At 74.7% G+C, this 12,730-nt stretch carries 15 protein-coding genes and 1 pseudogene; 7 read left to right on the top strand and 9 right to left on the bottom strand.

Going from position 1 to position 12,730, the window contains the following annotated elements:
• Positions 1–790, top strand: a pseudogene (locus ACFWU6_RS32690) (hypothetical protein); the annotation flags it as partial.
• Between the two features lie 57 nt (positions 791–847).
• On the opposite strand, the gene nucS reads toward ACFWU6_RS32690, so the two are convergent.
• Entirely contained in the window at positions 848–1,519 is a 672-nt protein-coding gene (gene nucS, locus ACFWU6_RS32685) for an endonuclease NucS (RefSeq protein WP_383813266.1), read from the bottom strand.
• Positions 1,520–1,739: 220 nt separating this feature from the next.
• Here nucS and ACFWU6_RS32680 point away from each other — a divergent pair, with 220 nt between their 5' ends.
• The gene (locus ACFWU6_RS32680; protein ID WP_383813264.1) at positions 1,740–2,132 is read left to right on the top strand and encodes an SCO5389 family protein; all 393 of its coding nucleotides are present in this window, start codon (positions 1,740–1,742) and stop codon (positions 2,130–2,132) included.
• A 183-nt stretch (positions 2,133–2,315) separates the two neighbouring features.
• On the opposite strand, the gene ACFWU6_RS32675 is transcribed toward ACFWU6_RS32680, so the two are convergent.
• Complete coding sequence (locus tag ACFWU6_RS32675) at positions 2,316–2,843, bottom strand: hypothetical protein (RefSeq protein ID WP_383984978.1); 528 nt, start codon at positions 2,841–2,843, stop codon at positions 2,316–2,318.
• A gap of 96 nt (positions 2,844–2,939) precedes the next feature.
• Complete coding sequence (locus ACFWU6_RS32670) at positions 2,940–3,461, bottom strand: DinB family protein (RefSeq protein WP_383799191.1); 522 nt, start codon at positions 3,459–3,461, stop codon at positions 2,940–2,942.
• Positions 3,462–3,544: 83 nt separating this feature from the next.
• Between ACFWU6_RS32670 and ACFWU6_RS32665 the strand changes: the two genes are divergently transcribed.
• The gene (locus ACFWU6_RS32665) at positions 3,545–4,450 is read left to right on the top strand and encodes a Gfo/Idh/MocA family protein (protein ID WP_383799194.1); all 906 of its coding nucleotides are present in this window, start codon (positions 3,545–3,547) and stop codon (positions 4,448–4,450) included.
• Here the strand turns inward: ACFWU6_RS32665 and lnt are convergent.
• The 5 genes from lnt to ACFWU6_RS32640 all read right to left on the bottom strand — a co-directional run bounded on the left by lnt (position 4,395) and on the right by ACFWU6_RS32640 (position 8,474).
• Positions 4,395–5,942, bottom strand: a complete 1,548-nt coding sequence (gene lnt / locus ACFWU6_RS32660) for an apolipoprotein N-acyltransferase (RefSeq protein ID WP_383984975.1) — start codon at positions 5,940–5,942, stop codon at positions 4,395–4,397. The two genes, ACFWU6_RS32665 and lnt, sit on opposite strands and share 56 nt — an antisense overlap.
• 48 nt (positions 5,943–5,990) lie before the next feature.
• On the bottom strand, positions 5,991–6,458 hold the full coding sequence (locus tag ACFWU6_RS32655) for a nuclear transport factor 2 family protein (protein WP_383799199.1): 468 nt from the start codon (positions 6,456–6,458) through the stop codon (positions 5,991–5,993).
• 69 nt (positions 6,459–6,527) lie between these two features.
• On the bottom strand, positions 6,528–6,704 hold the full coding sequence (locus ACFWU6_RS32650; protein WP_383799201.1) for a hypothetical protein: 177 nt from the start codon (positions 6,702–6,704) through the stop codon (positions 6,528–6,530).
• A 114-nt stretch (positions 6,705–6,818) separates the two neighbouring features.
• The gene (locus ACFWU6_RS32645) at positions 6,819–7,697 is read right to left on the bottom strand and encodes an undecaprenyl-diphosphate phosphatase (RefSeq protein ID WP_383799204.1); all 879 of its coding nucleotides are present in this window, start codon (positions 7,695–7,697) and stop codon (positions 6,819–6,821) included.
• A gap of 48 nt (positions 7,698–7,745) precedes the next feature.
• Positions 7,746–8,474 carry a TVP38/TMEM64 family protein gene (locus ACFWU6_RS32640; RefSeq protein WP_383799206.1) on the bottom strand — a complete coding sequence of 243 codons (729 nt, stop codon included), beginning with the start codon at positions 8,472–8,474 and terminating at the stop codon, positions 7,746–7,748.
• A gap of 281 nt (positions 8,475–8,755) precedes the next feature.
• Here ACFWU6_RS32640 and ACFWU6_RS32635 point away from each other — a divergent pair, with 281 nt between their 5' ends.
• Both ACFWU6_RS32635 and ACFWU6_RS32630 read left to right on the top strand, forming a co-directional pair.
• Positions 8,756–9,601: a patatin-like phospholipase family protein gene (locus tag ACFWU6_RS32635; protein WP_383799209.1), complete on the top strand. Its 846-nt coding sequence runs from the start codon at positions 8,756–8,758 to the stop codon at positions 9,599–9,601.
• A 79-nt stretch (positions 9,602–9,680) separates the two neighbouring features.
• On the top strand, positions 9,681–10,472 hold the full coding sequence (locus ACFWU6_RS32630) for a spermidine synthase (RefSeq protein ID WP_383984981.1): 792 nt from the start codon (positions 9,681–9,683) through the stop codon (positions 10,470–10,472).
• Positions 10,473–10,672: 200 nt separating this feature from the next.
• On the opposite strand, the gene ACFWU6_RS32625 is transcribed toward ACFWU6_RS32630, so the two are convergent.
• Positions 10,673–11,707 (bottom strand): hypothetical protein, encoded by a 1,035-nt coding sequence (locus tag ACFWU6_RS32625; RefSeq protein ID WP_383984972.1) that lies wholly within the window; start codon positions 11,705–11,707, stop codon positions 10,673–10,675.
• Positions 11,708–11,803: 96 nt separating this feature from the next.
• On the opposite strand from ACFWU6_RS32625, the gene ACFWU6_RS32620 reads away from it, so the two are divergent.
• Positions 11,804–12,256: a DUF4442 domain-containing protein gene (locus ACFWU6_RS32620; protein ID WP_383799214.1), complete on the top strand. Its 453-nt coding sequence runs from the start codon at positions 11,804–11,806 to the stop codon at positions 12,254–12,256.
• A gap of 54 nt (positions 12,257–12,310) precedes the next feature.
• Positions 12,311–12,511: a type II toxin-antitoxin system VapB family antitoxin gene (locus ACFWU6_RS32615; protein WP_383799217.1), complete on the top strand. Its 201-nt coding sequence runs from the start codon at positions 12,311–12,313 to the stop codon at positions 12,509–12,511.
• Positions 12,512–12,730 lie beyond the last annotated feature (219 nt).

The following is a 12,730-nucleotide window of genomic DNA, read 5'->3' as shown; positions in this document are numbered from 1 at the left end:
GGGCGGTACGGCGCGTACGGCCGCGGCCCCGGGCGCCGCCGCGGGCCCTGCGGGCCGGGCCCCGACGGCGGCCCCGTCGGCAGCCGAGCCCGCGCACGCCCCCGGCGGGGCGTTCGCGCAGGGCGCCGGCGCGGCCCGAGAGGCTTCGGCCGCGATCACGCGGCTGACCCCGGTGGTCCCGGTCACCGGGCACGCGGAGCCGCCCACGACGCTGTCGGAGGTGTTCGAGGACGCCTTCCCGCTGACGCCGAAGCAGCCCGCCGTCGCGCGGCCCGCGCCCGCGCCCGCACCGGCTCCGCGTCCGGACCGCCGACGCGTGGCGCTGCTGGCCGCGGCGGGGGCGCTGGGAGTGGTGGCGCTGGGCACCGTGATCGCCCTGGCCATGAGCTCGTCCGAGACCCCCGAGCCGACGGACAGGGGACCGGCGGTGTCCACGACCCCTACGAAGACCGCCCCGGCGACGCTCACCACACCGGGCGGTGACGATCCCGCGCCGCCGGCGCCCGCCGATCCGGCCGACCCGGCACATCCGGCCCCGTCGGGCGAGCCGAACGAGCCCGCCGTCCCGGGGGAGACCCTGGCACCCGCTCCGGGCCGGACTCCGGTCCGCACCCCGCCGCCCCGCACGTCCCCGACGCCGCCGCGGTCCACGCCGCCGCCGACGCCGGTCTCGCCCGCGCCGACGACACCGGAGCCGACGCAGAGCCCGACGACCCCGCCCGTCGAGACGGTCCCGCCGACCACCGGCCCGGACCCGACCGGCCCGACCGTGACGACGACGGCCGAGTAGCCGCAGCGCCCGGTCGGTCCGGCGGGGCCGCCGGACCGGCCGGGCGCGTCAACGGCCTCAGAACAGGCGGAGCTTGTCGTCCTCGATGCCGCGCATCGCGTTGTAGTCCAGGACCACGCAGTCCATCCCGCGGTCCGTCGCCAGCACCTTGGCCTGCGGCTTGATCTCCTGCGCCGCGAACACACCCCGGACCGGCGCCAGGTGCGGATCGCGGTTGAGCAGCTCCAGGTAGCGGGTCAGCTGCTCCACGCCGTCGATCTCACCGCGGCGCTTGATCTCCACGGCCACCGTCGCTCCGCCGGCGTCCCGGCACAGGATGTCCACCGGGCCGATGGCCGTCATGTACTCGCGGCGGATCAGGGTGTAGCCCTCGCCCAGGGTTTCGATGCGGTCCGCGAGGAGTTCCTGGAGGTGGGCCTCCACGCCGTCCTTGATGAGCCCCGGGTCGATGCCGAGCTCGTGGGAGGAGTCGTGCAGGACTTCTTCCATCGTGATGATGAGCTTCTCGCCCGCCTTGTTGACGACCGTCCACACACCGGCGTCGTCACCGCTCCCCTCTTTGAGGGTGCACGGCGGCGACATCCAGTTGAGCGGTTTGTACGCCCGGTCGTCCGCGTGGATCGAGACACTGCCGTCGGCCTTCACGAGGATCAGACGGGGTGCCGAGGGCAGATGGGCGGTGAGCCGGCCCGCGTAGTCGACGGAGCAGCGGGCAATGACGAGACGCATGGTCGGCAACGCTACTCGACTCGAAGGCCGCCACGCGATTCGCCCCTGAAAGCCCCGTTCGCCGATGGCGCGTTGTATGCGCATTCTCCTGGTGCGCCACCCACGGGGCGCCTACCGTGGTGAGCGGGAGGTTGCGGAGCGTGCACGCTGCGTCGCGGCCTCCTTCCCTGCCCGTAAGACTCCGGCAACCCGAACGGCCGGGGTCGCGAGAGGAGAACCCATGTCGCTCGACGTCTCACCGGCCCTACTCGAACAGGCCGAGCGAGGCGAGGTCGACGAAGCGGCTTTCGTCGACTGCGTCCGGACCTCCCTGCCCTACGCATGGGAGATGATCAGCTCGCTGGCGGCCCAGCTGAAGGTGGACGGCGGACAGTTCGCCGACAACCAGACGCCGCCCCCCGACGAGCAGGCGCGCGGTCAGCTGCTGCGCGCCCTCGCGAGTGACGCGATACGCGGTGCCCTGCAGCGGCACTTCGGAGTGCGCCTGGCGTTCCAGAACTGTCACCGGGTAGCGGTCTTCCCGCTGGATTCCTCGGTGGACGACCGGCTGGCCAAGTTCACTTCGATCCGTGGACAGCTGCTCAACCAGTCTCCGGAGATGCGGGACTGCTAGGCCCTGTCGTCAAGGTCCCGCCTGGCCCGCGGCGCCCGGCACCGCACCTCGCCGCGTTGTCGGGGCGCCCGAGTACGTCCAGTACTCGGGCGCCCCTCCGCCTTGCGATGCCCGGCTGCCCGGCTGCCCGGCTGCCCGGCCGCACAGTCGCCCGGCCGCTCCGTGCTCGCCGCGTGCGGTCGCTCAGCCTCCGTGGGCGCCCGCGCAGATGCGGGCCTCCGGGCTGTCCGGGTGCCAGCGGCCGTGCCGCCGCCCCAGGGCGCACACGTCGGCCGGCCGCACCGGCAGTCTGCGTACCCGTTCCCGCTCCGCTTCCCCGCCCGGCCGCGGGTGGTGCGCCCCGCCGCCCGGCCGCCCCGCCGTCGGCTCGGCGGGCGGTGCGGGCTCCGGGACGTCCGGTACCGGCGGGGCGGGTCGCACGGGACCCCCGGGGGCGCCGTGCGCGGTGCTCCGTGCGGGCCGGGGGGCCGGGGCGGGGTCCGCGGGCCGCGCGGGCTCCGGGGCCGCCTCCAGTGCCTCCAGGGCGGGCGCCCGGACGACGACCGGGGCCGGCACCGGACCGCCGCGCGGCTCGTGGCGCGGCGGCACCCCCGTGGAGGACGGCGCCGCCGGCTGCACGCCGGCGGGGCTCACGTTCACGCAGCCGGAGAGGGCCGAGACGGCGCAGGCCACTCCGAGCAGCAGCTTTGTCGTGGTTCGGGTCTGATGCACGCACGCAACTGTGCTGTGCGAGGACCCCGTTGTGAAAATCCGGAGCCCGAAACCACCCCCGCACGGGTGACGGGGGAGGAATGGTCGGGAGAAGCCCTACTCGCCGGTGGCGCCGTCGAGGTGCTCGCGCAGCAGGTCGGCGTGGCCGTTGTGGCGCGCGTACTCCTCGATCATGTGGTTGTAGACCCAGCGGAGGCTGAAGACCTCGCCGCGGTGGTGGGAGGCGGCGTCCGAGACCAGGTCCAGGGAACGGCCCGCCGAGGCCTGGCGGGCCAGCTCGATCTCGGTCTGCCAGACCCGCTCCGCCTCGCCCCAGGTGTCCGCGTCCGTGAAGTGGAAGTCCCCGTCCGGTTCGTCCTCGGTGCAGTACAGCTCGGGGAGGTCCTCGCCCAGCACGACCTCCCGGAACCAGTACCGCTCCACCTCCGACATGTGCCGTACGAGGCCCAGCAGGCTCAGTTCGGACGGCTTCAGGGGCGTCATGCGCAGCTGCTCGTCGCCCAGCCCCTCGCACTTCCAGGCGAGCGTGGCGCGGTGGTAGTCGAGCCAGCCGTCCAGCATCTCCCGCTCGTCGGCGGTGGTCGAAGGTTCTGCGCGATGTGATCCATTGGAATGCATGACCCTCATCCTCGGCGAACCGCGCCCCCTCCACCAGGGATTAAGCTGCGGGCATCCCCACATGTTCGAACCAGGAGGCTTCGGTGAAGGTCGGTTGCATCGGACTCGGCGACATCGCGCAGAAGGCGTACCTGCCCGTCCTGACCACCCGTCCCGGAGTCGAGCTGCACCTGCAGACCCGGACCCCCGCCACCCTGGAGCGGATCGGCGCGCTCCACCACGTCCCGGCCGCCCGCCTGCACACCGGTCTCGACGCGCTGCTGGCACAGGGCCTCGACGCGGCCTTCGTGCACGCCCCGACCGCCGCCCACCCCGAGATCGTCGCGCGGCTGCTGGAAGCGGGCGTGCCGACCTACGTGGACAAGCCCCTGGCCTACGACCTCGCGGACTCGGCCCGGCTGGTGGAACTGGCCGAGGAGCGCGGGGTCTCGCTGGCCGTCGGCTTCAACCGCCGCCACGCGCCCGGCTACGCCCAGTGCGCCGACCACCCGCGCGAACTGATCGTCATGCAGAAGAACCGGGTCGGCCTGCCCGAGGACCCGCGCACCCTGGTCCTGGACGACTTCATCCACGTCGTCGACACCCTGCGCTTCCTGCTGCCCGGCGAGGCCGACCACATCGACGTGCGGGCCGTGGTGCGCGAGGGGCTGATGCACCAGGTGGTGCTCCAGATGTCCGGGGACGGATTCACCGCCCTGGGCATCATGAACCGGCTCTCCGGTTCCACCGAGGAGGTCCTGGAGGTCTCGGGACAGGACACCAAGCGCCAGGTCGTCAACCTCGCGGAGGTCATCGACCACAAGGGGCAGCCGACCGTACGGCGCCGCGGCGACTGGGTGCCGGTCGCCCGCCAGCGCGGCATCGAGCAGGTGGTGGACGCCTTCCTGGAGGCCGTCGCGGCGGGCACGACCCTCAGCGCCCGGGACGCCCTGCTCACCCACGAGTTGTGCGAGCGGGTGGTGAGCTCGGCCCTGGAGCAGGCTTCCTGAGCGACCGGGCGCCCGCCACGGCGCAGTACGCCGCCAGCGCCGCCAGGGCCGCGGCCACCGGCCAGTCACCGAAGCGGACGTAGGGGGTCGTGCCCCCGGCGAGCGGCACCCCGTAGACCTCCGCCGTGCTCGCTGAGGTGGGCAGCGCGGCGCCGACGCGCTCGCCGGCCGGGCCGTGCACCGCGCTGATCCCGGTGAGCGTGGCGTGCACCACCGGACGGCCCGTCTCGGCGGCGCGCAGCGCGGCCAGCGAGGCGTGCTGGGCCGGGGCCCAGCTGTCCTGGAAGGTGGAGGTCGCCGACTGGGCGACGAGCAGCGCGGCGCCGTCCCGGACCAGGCGCCGGCTCATGTCGGGGAAGGCCGACTCGAAGCAGACCAGCGGGCCGAGGCGCGCGCCGCCCGGCAGGTCCATCACGACCGGCGCCCCTCCGGGCACCCGGTCCTCGCCCGCGGCCCTGCCGACCGAGGCGGCCCAGCCGAGGAGCGAGCGGGCCGGCACGTACTCGCCGAAGGGAACGAGCCGCATCTTGTCGTACCGGTCGCCCGTGGGGCCGCCCGGGCCGACCAGCACGGCGCTCTTGTGGATCCCGGGGCGGTCCGAGCGCCGCGCGTCCACGTTCACCAGGAGCGGCGCCCCGACCTGCGCGGAGAGCGAGGCGAGGCGCCGCGCCAGGTCCGGGCGGGCCGCCAGGTCCTCGCCGACGCTGCTCTCGCCCCACACCACCAGGTCGACCAGCCGCCCGGCCAGGCTCCCGGTCAGCCGCTCGCCGGCGGCGAAGCGCAGCGCAGCGGCGTCCGGGCCGTCCGGTACCGGCCCCGGCTGTACGACGGCGACGCGGAGGCGGCCGGACACCTCGGGCGCCGGCGCCCACAGCCACACCGCCCCCGTCAGCACCGCACACCCCGCGACCCCCGCGACCGCCGGGGCCCGCGCGCCGGGTACCGCCACCAGCAGCACCACGGCGCAGTTCACCGCCACCACGACGAGCCCCACCAGCCAGGCCCCGCCCACCGAGGCCAGCCGCAGCGCGGGCGGCACCTGCCACTGGCTCGCCCCCAGCAGCCCCCACGGCCCGCCCAGGCCCTGCCAGGACCGGACCAGCTCCGACAGCAGCCACCCCGCCGGTACGAGGACGAGCGCGGCGCCCGCCCGGCCCGCCGACGGGGCCCCGCCCAGCAACTCCCGTACCAGCAGTGCCCAGGGGATCCACAGCAGGCCCAGCAGCGCGGCCAGCGGAACCAGGAACACGTGCAGGCTCGGCAGCAGCCAGTGGTGGACCGCCACGATGAAGGCAGCGCCGCCGAGCCACCCCTCCAGGGCGGCCCGCCGGCCGCTGGGAGCCGACCTCAGCAGCAGCAGCCACGGCACGAGGGCGACGTAGCCGAACCACCACAGTGCGGGCGCGGGAAAGGCGAGGGCGGGCAGGGCCCCCGCGGCGGCCGCCGCGGCGGCGCGCCGTCCCGGGAACCGGCCGTCGAGCACCGCGACCATGGCATGCCTCCGCTTCCAGTGTGGAACAGCCGCGCGGGCGGGGCGCGATCAGGCGGACACGTGCCGCCACGTCTCGTGCACGGTGACGCCGCTCAGCCGCCACCCGTCGCGGGTGCGGGCGAGCTCGAAGGAGTAGCGTCCGGCCGCGACGAAGTTGGGCGCGGTGACACCGCCGTCGAACTCGCCGCCGGCCAGCCGCATCGGGTTGAGGAAGTCCGCCCGCACCCGCGCGGTGTCGCCGGGCGAACCCCCCTGCTCCTCCACCCGGATCAGCCGGTTGACGATGAGGTGCTGCCGGACCGGGAAGAGCTTCATGGTCTCCTCCAGCCAGTCCGCGACCTCTGCGGCCGGCCCCTCGATTCCGCCCGCCGAGGTGTAGTCGGCCCGCCCCCGCGCGGTGAAGAGGGCGCGGTACGCGGCCCAGTCGCCGTCGTCGACGGCCACCGCGTACCCCGTGACCACCTCGTCGATCGCCAACCGGTCCATCACCGTCGTGAGGTCAACACGCTGCGTCATCGGGTCAGTGTGGGGCTGCGGGGACGCGGGGCCAAGGGGCGTGCGCCGAAAGGATCTCCGCGCCGACGGTCAATGACCGGAACAGGCCTCCCGCTGCCGCACGACCACCAGGAAGGCGTCGCTGTCCAGGTCCATCACCACCTCGGCCTGCACGCCTTCGCGCAGCCGCTGCGCGGCGTACTCCTCGGCCGGCCAGCTTCCCCGCGGACTTCCGGCCGGAAACCGCTCCAACACCACTCGTCCCATGGGACGCCCCCCGTCGCTCGCCGTCAGGTCTCTTCAGGCACAACGACGCGAAAGCCGCCCGGGAACGTTCCCGAGCGGCCTCCGGTTCACGCGAAGCGGTGAGCGGCGGGGCTCCTAGGAGCCGGACTCGCCCGCGTGCGGGCTCAGCACGTCCGTCCCGATCAGCACGAACAGCGCGATGCCCAGGACGATCCGGTAGATCACGAAGGGCATGAAGCTCTTGGTGGAGATGAACTTCATGAACCACGCGATGACGGCGTAGCCCACGAAGAAGGCGATGACCGTCGCGAAGACCGTCGGCCCCCAGGAGATGTGGCCCGGGTTCTCCATCACGTCCTTGATCTCGAACGCTCCGGAGGCCAGCACGGCCGGGATGGCGAGGAGGAAGGAGTAGCGGGCGGCGGCCTCACGCGTGAAGCCCAGCAGCAGACCGCCGGAGATCGTGGCGCCGGACCGGGAGACACCCGGGATCAGGGCCATCGCCTGGCAGAGGCCGAAGATCAGACCGTCCTTGACGCCCAGCTCCTTGAGCGTCTTGCGCTCGCGGATCGCGCGGTGCCGGCCGCCCTCCTCGTCGCGGGCGGCCAGCCGGTCCGCGATGCCGAGCACGACGCCCATCACGATCAGGGTCGTGGCGGTCAGCCGCAGGTCGCGGGCCGGGCCCACGATCTGGTCCTTGAACACGAGGCCGAGCACACCGATCGGGATCGACCCCACGATCACCAGCCAGCCCATCTTCGTGTCCTGTTCGGACCGGAGGGCCTTGGTGTAGAGGGAGCGGAACCAGGTGGAGACGATCCGCGCGATGTCCTTGCGGAAGTAGATCAGCACGGCGGCCTCGGTGCCGATCTGGGTGATGGCGGTGAAGGCCGCCCCCGGGTCGTGCCAGCCGGCGAACGCCGCGGTCAGCCGCAGGTGGGCACTGGAGGAGATCGGGAGGAACTCCGTAAGCCCCTGGACGAGACCGAGGACTAGGGATTCGAACCAGCTCATGTCGGGGTGCGCTCGTCCTTGTGATCGTCGGGCAGTTCGGGTCCGATGCTAGGGCCCGTGCGGTGCGCCGCTGACCACCGGGGGGTGCTGGGGCGCCGGTTCGAACGCCGCACCCACCGCGCGAGGGGGCGCCAGCCGGTGCCGCTTGCGCCAGGCGACGGCCGCGGCGACCGCCAGGGAGACCCCGATGAACCCGAAGGAGACGAGGAAGGCGGGGGAACCGGGGGAGGAGGCGCTCGCCCCCGCGATCACGTAGGCGGCGGTGTTCGGGACGACGCCGAGCGCCGTCGCGGAGAGGAAGGGCAGCCAGCCGCAGCGGGACACCGCGGCGCAGTAGTTGGCCGCCGCGAAGGGAACCCCGGGGAAGAGCCGGACCGCGATCATCGAGCGGAAGCCGTGCCGGCTGAGCTGCCCGTCGGCCGCCCGGAGCCAGCGGCCGCGCACGTACGGGCGCAGCGCCTCCTGGCCCATCGCCCGGCCCAGGCCGAAGGCGATCCCGGCGCCGAGCACCGTGCCCCCGACCGCGGCGAGGAGCCCGGAACCGGCGCCGAAGACGGCTCCCGCGGCCAGGTTGAGCAGCGGGCGCGGCACGAAGGCCGCGGCGCACACGCCGTAACCGCCCGCGAACAGCAGCACCGCGGTCCCCGCGGGCAGTCCGGGGGGCGGGCCCTCCGTGAGGAGGCGCTGGGGCTCGTAGAGCAGCACGCCCGCGCCGGCCGCGACGAGCAGCACGACGAGGAGTACCAGCCGGAGCCACGGCGCGAGGAGGAGGGACATTCCGGGAGACTAACCGACACGTCAGGCCCGGCGCCGTAATCCGTGCCTCATCCGGCCGCCCGCCCGGCGCCCCCGCCGGGCCTCCCCGACGACCCCGGCAGGCGGGCTCGGACCGCCCCGGGCGGGGCCCGGCCGCCCGCCCGGGCCGTTCCGCCGACCCCCTCCGCCGATCCGGCCGGACCGGTCCCGGCAGGGGCGTGGCGGCAGTGGGCAGGCTGCGTCAGACTGCCTGTCGTCACCACGGGCGTGCACGGGATTCGAGAAGCGGGGGGCGGGCGGCGATGGGCGGCGCAACGGCACTGGTACTGGGCGGCGGGGGACTGACCGGCGTCGGCTGGGAGTGCGGAATCCTCTACGGGCTGGCGCGCGCCGGGGTGGACCTCACCACCGCCGACCTCGTCGTCGGCACCTCGGCCGGATCGGTGGTCGGAGCCCAGCTCACCTCGGGACTGCTCACCGCGCAGGAGCTCTACGAGCGCCAGCTCGGCGACCCCGGCGGCGAGCTGCCCGCCCGGCTCGGGGCGGGGCTCGTCGCCCGCTACGCCCTGGCGATGGCGCGCTCGCGCGATGCGAAGGCCTACCGGCGCCGGGTCGGCGCCCTCGCGCTGGCCGCGGACACCGGGAGCGAGGACGAGCGGCGCGCGGTGCTCCGGGCCCGCCTGGTCTCGCACGAGTGGCCCGCGCGGCGCCTGGTCGTCACCGCCGTCGACGCGCTCAGCGGCGAGCTGAGGGCCTTCGACCGGGAGGGCGGCGAGGGACTGGTCGACGCCGTCTCGGCGAGCTGTGCGGTGCCCGGGGTGTGGCCGCCGGCGACGGTCGGCGGGCGCCGCTTCATCGACGGGGGCATCCGCTCCGCCACCAACGCCGACCTGGCCGCGGGCTACGCCCGGGTCGTCGTCATCGCCCCGATGTCGCTGGGCGGCGGGCTCGTCCCCTCGCCGGCCGCGCAGGCGGCCCGGCTCCGCGAGGCGGGCGCGCGCGTCCTGCTGATCACCCCGTCCGCGGCGGCCCGCAAGGCCTTCGGCCGCAACGTCCTGGATCCGGCCCGCCGGGACCCGGCCGCCCGCGCGGGCCTGGCCCAGGCCGCCGAGCACGCCGTGGGGGCACGGGCGGTCTGGACCGGCTGAGGACCGCCCCGACAATGAGGGGGTGAGCGACGAACAGATCCCCGTGATCCGGGACGTGGGCCAGGGCACCGCCAAGCTGATGCCGGACGTGGACCGGGAGCGGGCCTGGCTGTTGACCGTCGACGGGGCGCCGCAGTCCTACGTGGACCTGGACGACCCGCGGCACCTGGAGTTCGAGTACGTCCGCCGTCTCGGGCACGTCCTGGACTGCGCGGCGGAGCCGGGTCTGGCGCTGGACCTCCTGCACCTGGGCGGCGGGGCGCTCACCCTGCCGCGGTACGCCGCCGCGACCCGGGCGGGCTCGCGGCAGGCGGTCGTGGAGTTCGACGCCGCCCTGGTGGAGCTGGTCGCCGAGCACCTGCCGCTGCCGGAGGGGTCCGGGGTGACGGTGCACGCCGCCGACGCCCGGATCTGGCTGGGGGCGGCTCCCCCGGCGAGCGCGGACCTGCTGGTGGCCGACGTGTTCGGTGGTTCCCGGGTGCCGGCGCAGCTCACTTCGGTGGAGTACGCGCGGGAGGCGGCGCGAGTGCTGCGGCCCGGCGGGCTGTACGCGGCGAACCTCGCGGACGGGGCGCCGTTCGACTTCCTGCGGGCGCAGCTGGCGAACTTCGGAGCGGTGTTCGGGCAGGTGGCACTGGTCGCCGAACCCGCGGTGCTGCGGGGGCGCCGGTTCGGCAACGCGCTGCTGCTGGCCTCGGACGCGGAGCTGCCGGTGGCCGCGCTGGCCCGCCGGTGCGCCGCCGACGCGTTCCCCGCCCGGGTGGAGTTCGGGGCGGGGCTGGCCCGGTTCGGGCGGGGGGCCCGGCCGGTGGGCGACGCGGACGCGGTGGCGTCGCCGGAGCCGCCGGAGGGGGCGTTCAGCGTGGGCTGAGGGGCGGCGGCGGGCAGCCCCCGCGCCGCCGGGGCTCCCGCTCACACCGCGGCGGGGCTCGTTTTCGCGGGGTCCGCCGGGCGCGGGCCGGCCGGGTGCGGGTCCGCCGGGTGCGCCCCGGGGGCCGGAACCCGGGGACCATCCCCGCTCCGGGCCGGCCATCCACACGGATATCCGGCCCGGGCGGCACGGGGCGGAGATCAGCCGGTGTTGAGCCGCACCGAGCTGAGGATCTTCTCGAGCGTCGCCTGGGGGACCTCGTCCGGGACGCCCGCGGCGCTGTAGAGGATCCAGGTGGAGAAGTCACCGTTGGCGGTCTTGAAGCTGAAGGCGATCGACTTGCCGTCGGTGGAGCACTTGTCCGGCTTCGGCACGCCGGCCGCGGTGGCGGTCGCCATGTGGCCCGTCAGGCCGGAGGAGGTGGTGTACTCCTTCGGGTCGGACACCTTCACGGTGCCCTTCGGGGCCTTCTGCGCGTAGCCGCCGAACACCCAGTTGCCGGCCTCGTTGCGCACCGCCTCGGCCGTGTCCTTGGCGCCCTGGCCGCCCTTGGTGCCCGTACCGGCCAGCGAGGTCGACTCCTCCTTGCCGTCCTTGTTGGAGTCGACCTTGCACCAGTCTTCCTTGAGGTAGGCCGGGCCGCTCATGGTGACGAGCGGGGAGCCGTCGCCCTTGTTCGAGTCCTCGAAGCCGATGCTCGTGCCGGAGCCCAGCACGTTCCACTCCGGCGGGACGTCGAAGGCCGTGCCGTACTTCGGGTTGAGGACGACCTTCCAGCCCGGGACGACCGTCTTGACGTCGCCGCCGGCCCGCGGGTTCGCGACGCTGCCGGTGGGGGCGGGCGCCGAGGAGGCCGGAGCCGAGGAGGTGGCGGCGGGCTTGTTGTCGGCCTCGTCCGTCTTCTTGTCCCGGGTCAGGACGAAGGCTCCGGTGGCCGCGGCCGCGACCACGACCGCGGAGGCGGCCACGATGGCGACCGTCTTGGTGGAGTAGGGGCTGCCGCCGCCCTGCGGCCGGGGTTCCGGGGCCTGCTGGGGGGCTCCCCAGGGCTGGGTGGGCGGAGGCGTCTGGTACCCCTGCTGCGGGTACCCGTAGCCCGGCTGCTGCTCGCCGTATCCGGGCTGCTGGTACGGGTTCGGCTGCCCCGGCTGTCCCGGCTGCTGCTGGTACGGGTTCTGTTGCGCGTCCTGGGGGTTCTGCTCGCCCCCGGGCGGCTGCTGCTGTCCTGGCCACATGGCCGGTAACGATAGTGGGAGCGGGCCGGGGCAGCCACGGCCGCCCCCGCTCAGGCTCTGGCCAAGCGTATCTACTCATGGGTAACATCGGCTTCCATGAGCGCAGAACAGATGAACGTGGGCGAACTGCTCGCCGCGACGGTGCCGATGGCCCGGACCCTGAACCTCGAGTTCCTGGAGACCACCCCCGAGCGCGCGGTCGTGCGGCTCCCGGACCAGCCCGACTACCACAACCACGTCGGCGGTCCGCACGCCGGCGCCATGTTCACGCTGGCGGAGTCCGCGAGCGGCGCGATCGTCCTGGCCGCCTTCGGCGACCAGCTCTCGCGCGCCGTGCCGCTCGCCGTCAAGGCCGAGATCGGCTACAAGAAGCTCGCCAAGGGCGTCGTCACCGCCACCGCCACCCTCGGCCGCCCGGCGGCGGAGGTCGTCGCCGAGCTCGACGCGGGCGGCCGCCCGGAGTTCCCCGTCACCGTCGCCATCCGGCGCGAGGACGAGGCCGTGACGGGAGAGATGACCGTCGTCTGGACGCTCCGGCCCAACGCGTAGGGGACGGCTGCGGCTAGAGTCCCCCGCACGACGATGGGACGAAGGGGGTCACCCGTGGCCAAGGTCAACATCAGCCTCGACGCCGAACTCGTGGTGGAAGTGATGGTGCTCGCCGGGGTCGGCTCCCCGCAGGACGCGGTGGAAGCCGTCGTACGGGACTACATCGCGCGCGGGCACCGCACCGAGGCGCGGGTCCAGCGGCAGGACGAGCCCCGGCGGGACGCCGACAGCATCCCGCAGCCGCCGCAGGGCTGAACCTCGGCGGCGGGTGGCGCGTCCGGGCGGGGCCGCGCGGGCGCGCGGCGCACAGTGGGCGGCGGGAGCGGTCCGGCGCGGGCCGCTCCCGCCGCCCGCCGACGCACGGAGCGCCCAGGCGCCAGGCCGTCTCGAGTCGTGCGGCGATCCGCCTGCGAGGCGGTGCCGGCGAAGTGCTCGGCGCGGCGGGCGGGGCGCCCTCCGTGCCGGCGGGCGCCG

It is taken from the genome of Streptomyces sp. NPDC058674 (genome assembly GCF_042716505.1).
GTDB lineage: Bacteria > Actinomycetota > Actinomycetes > Streptomycetales > Streptomycetaceae > Streptomyces.
The sequence above is the reverse complement of the archived record's forward strand: the minus strand, read 5'-3'. Positions and strand labels throughout refer to the sequence as shown.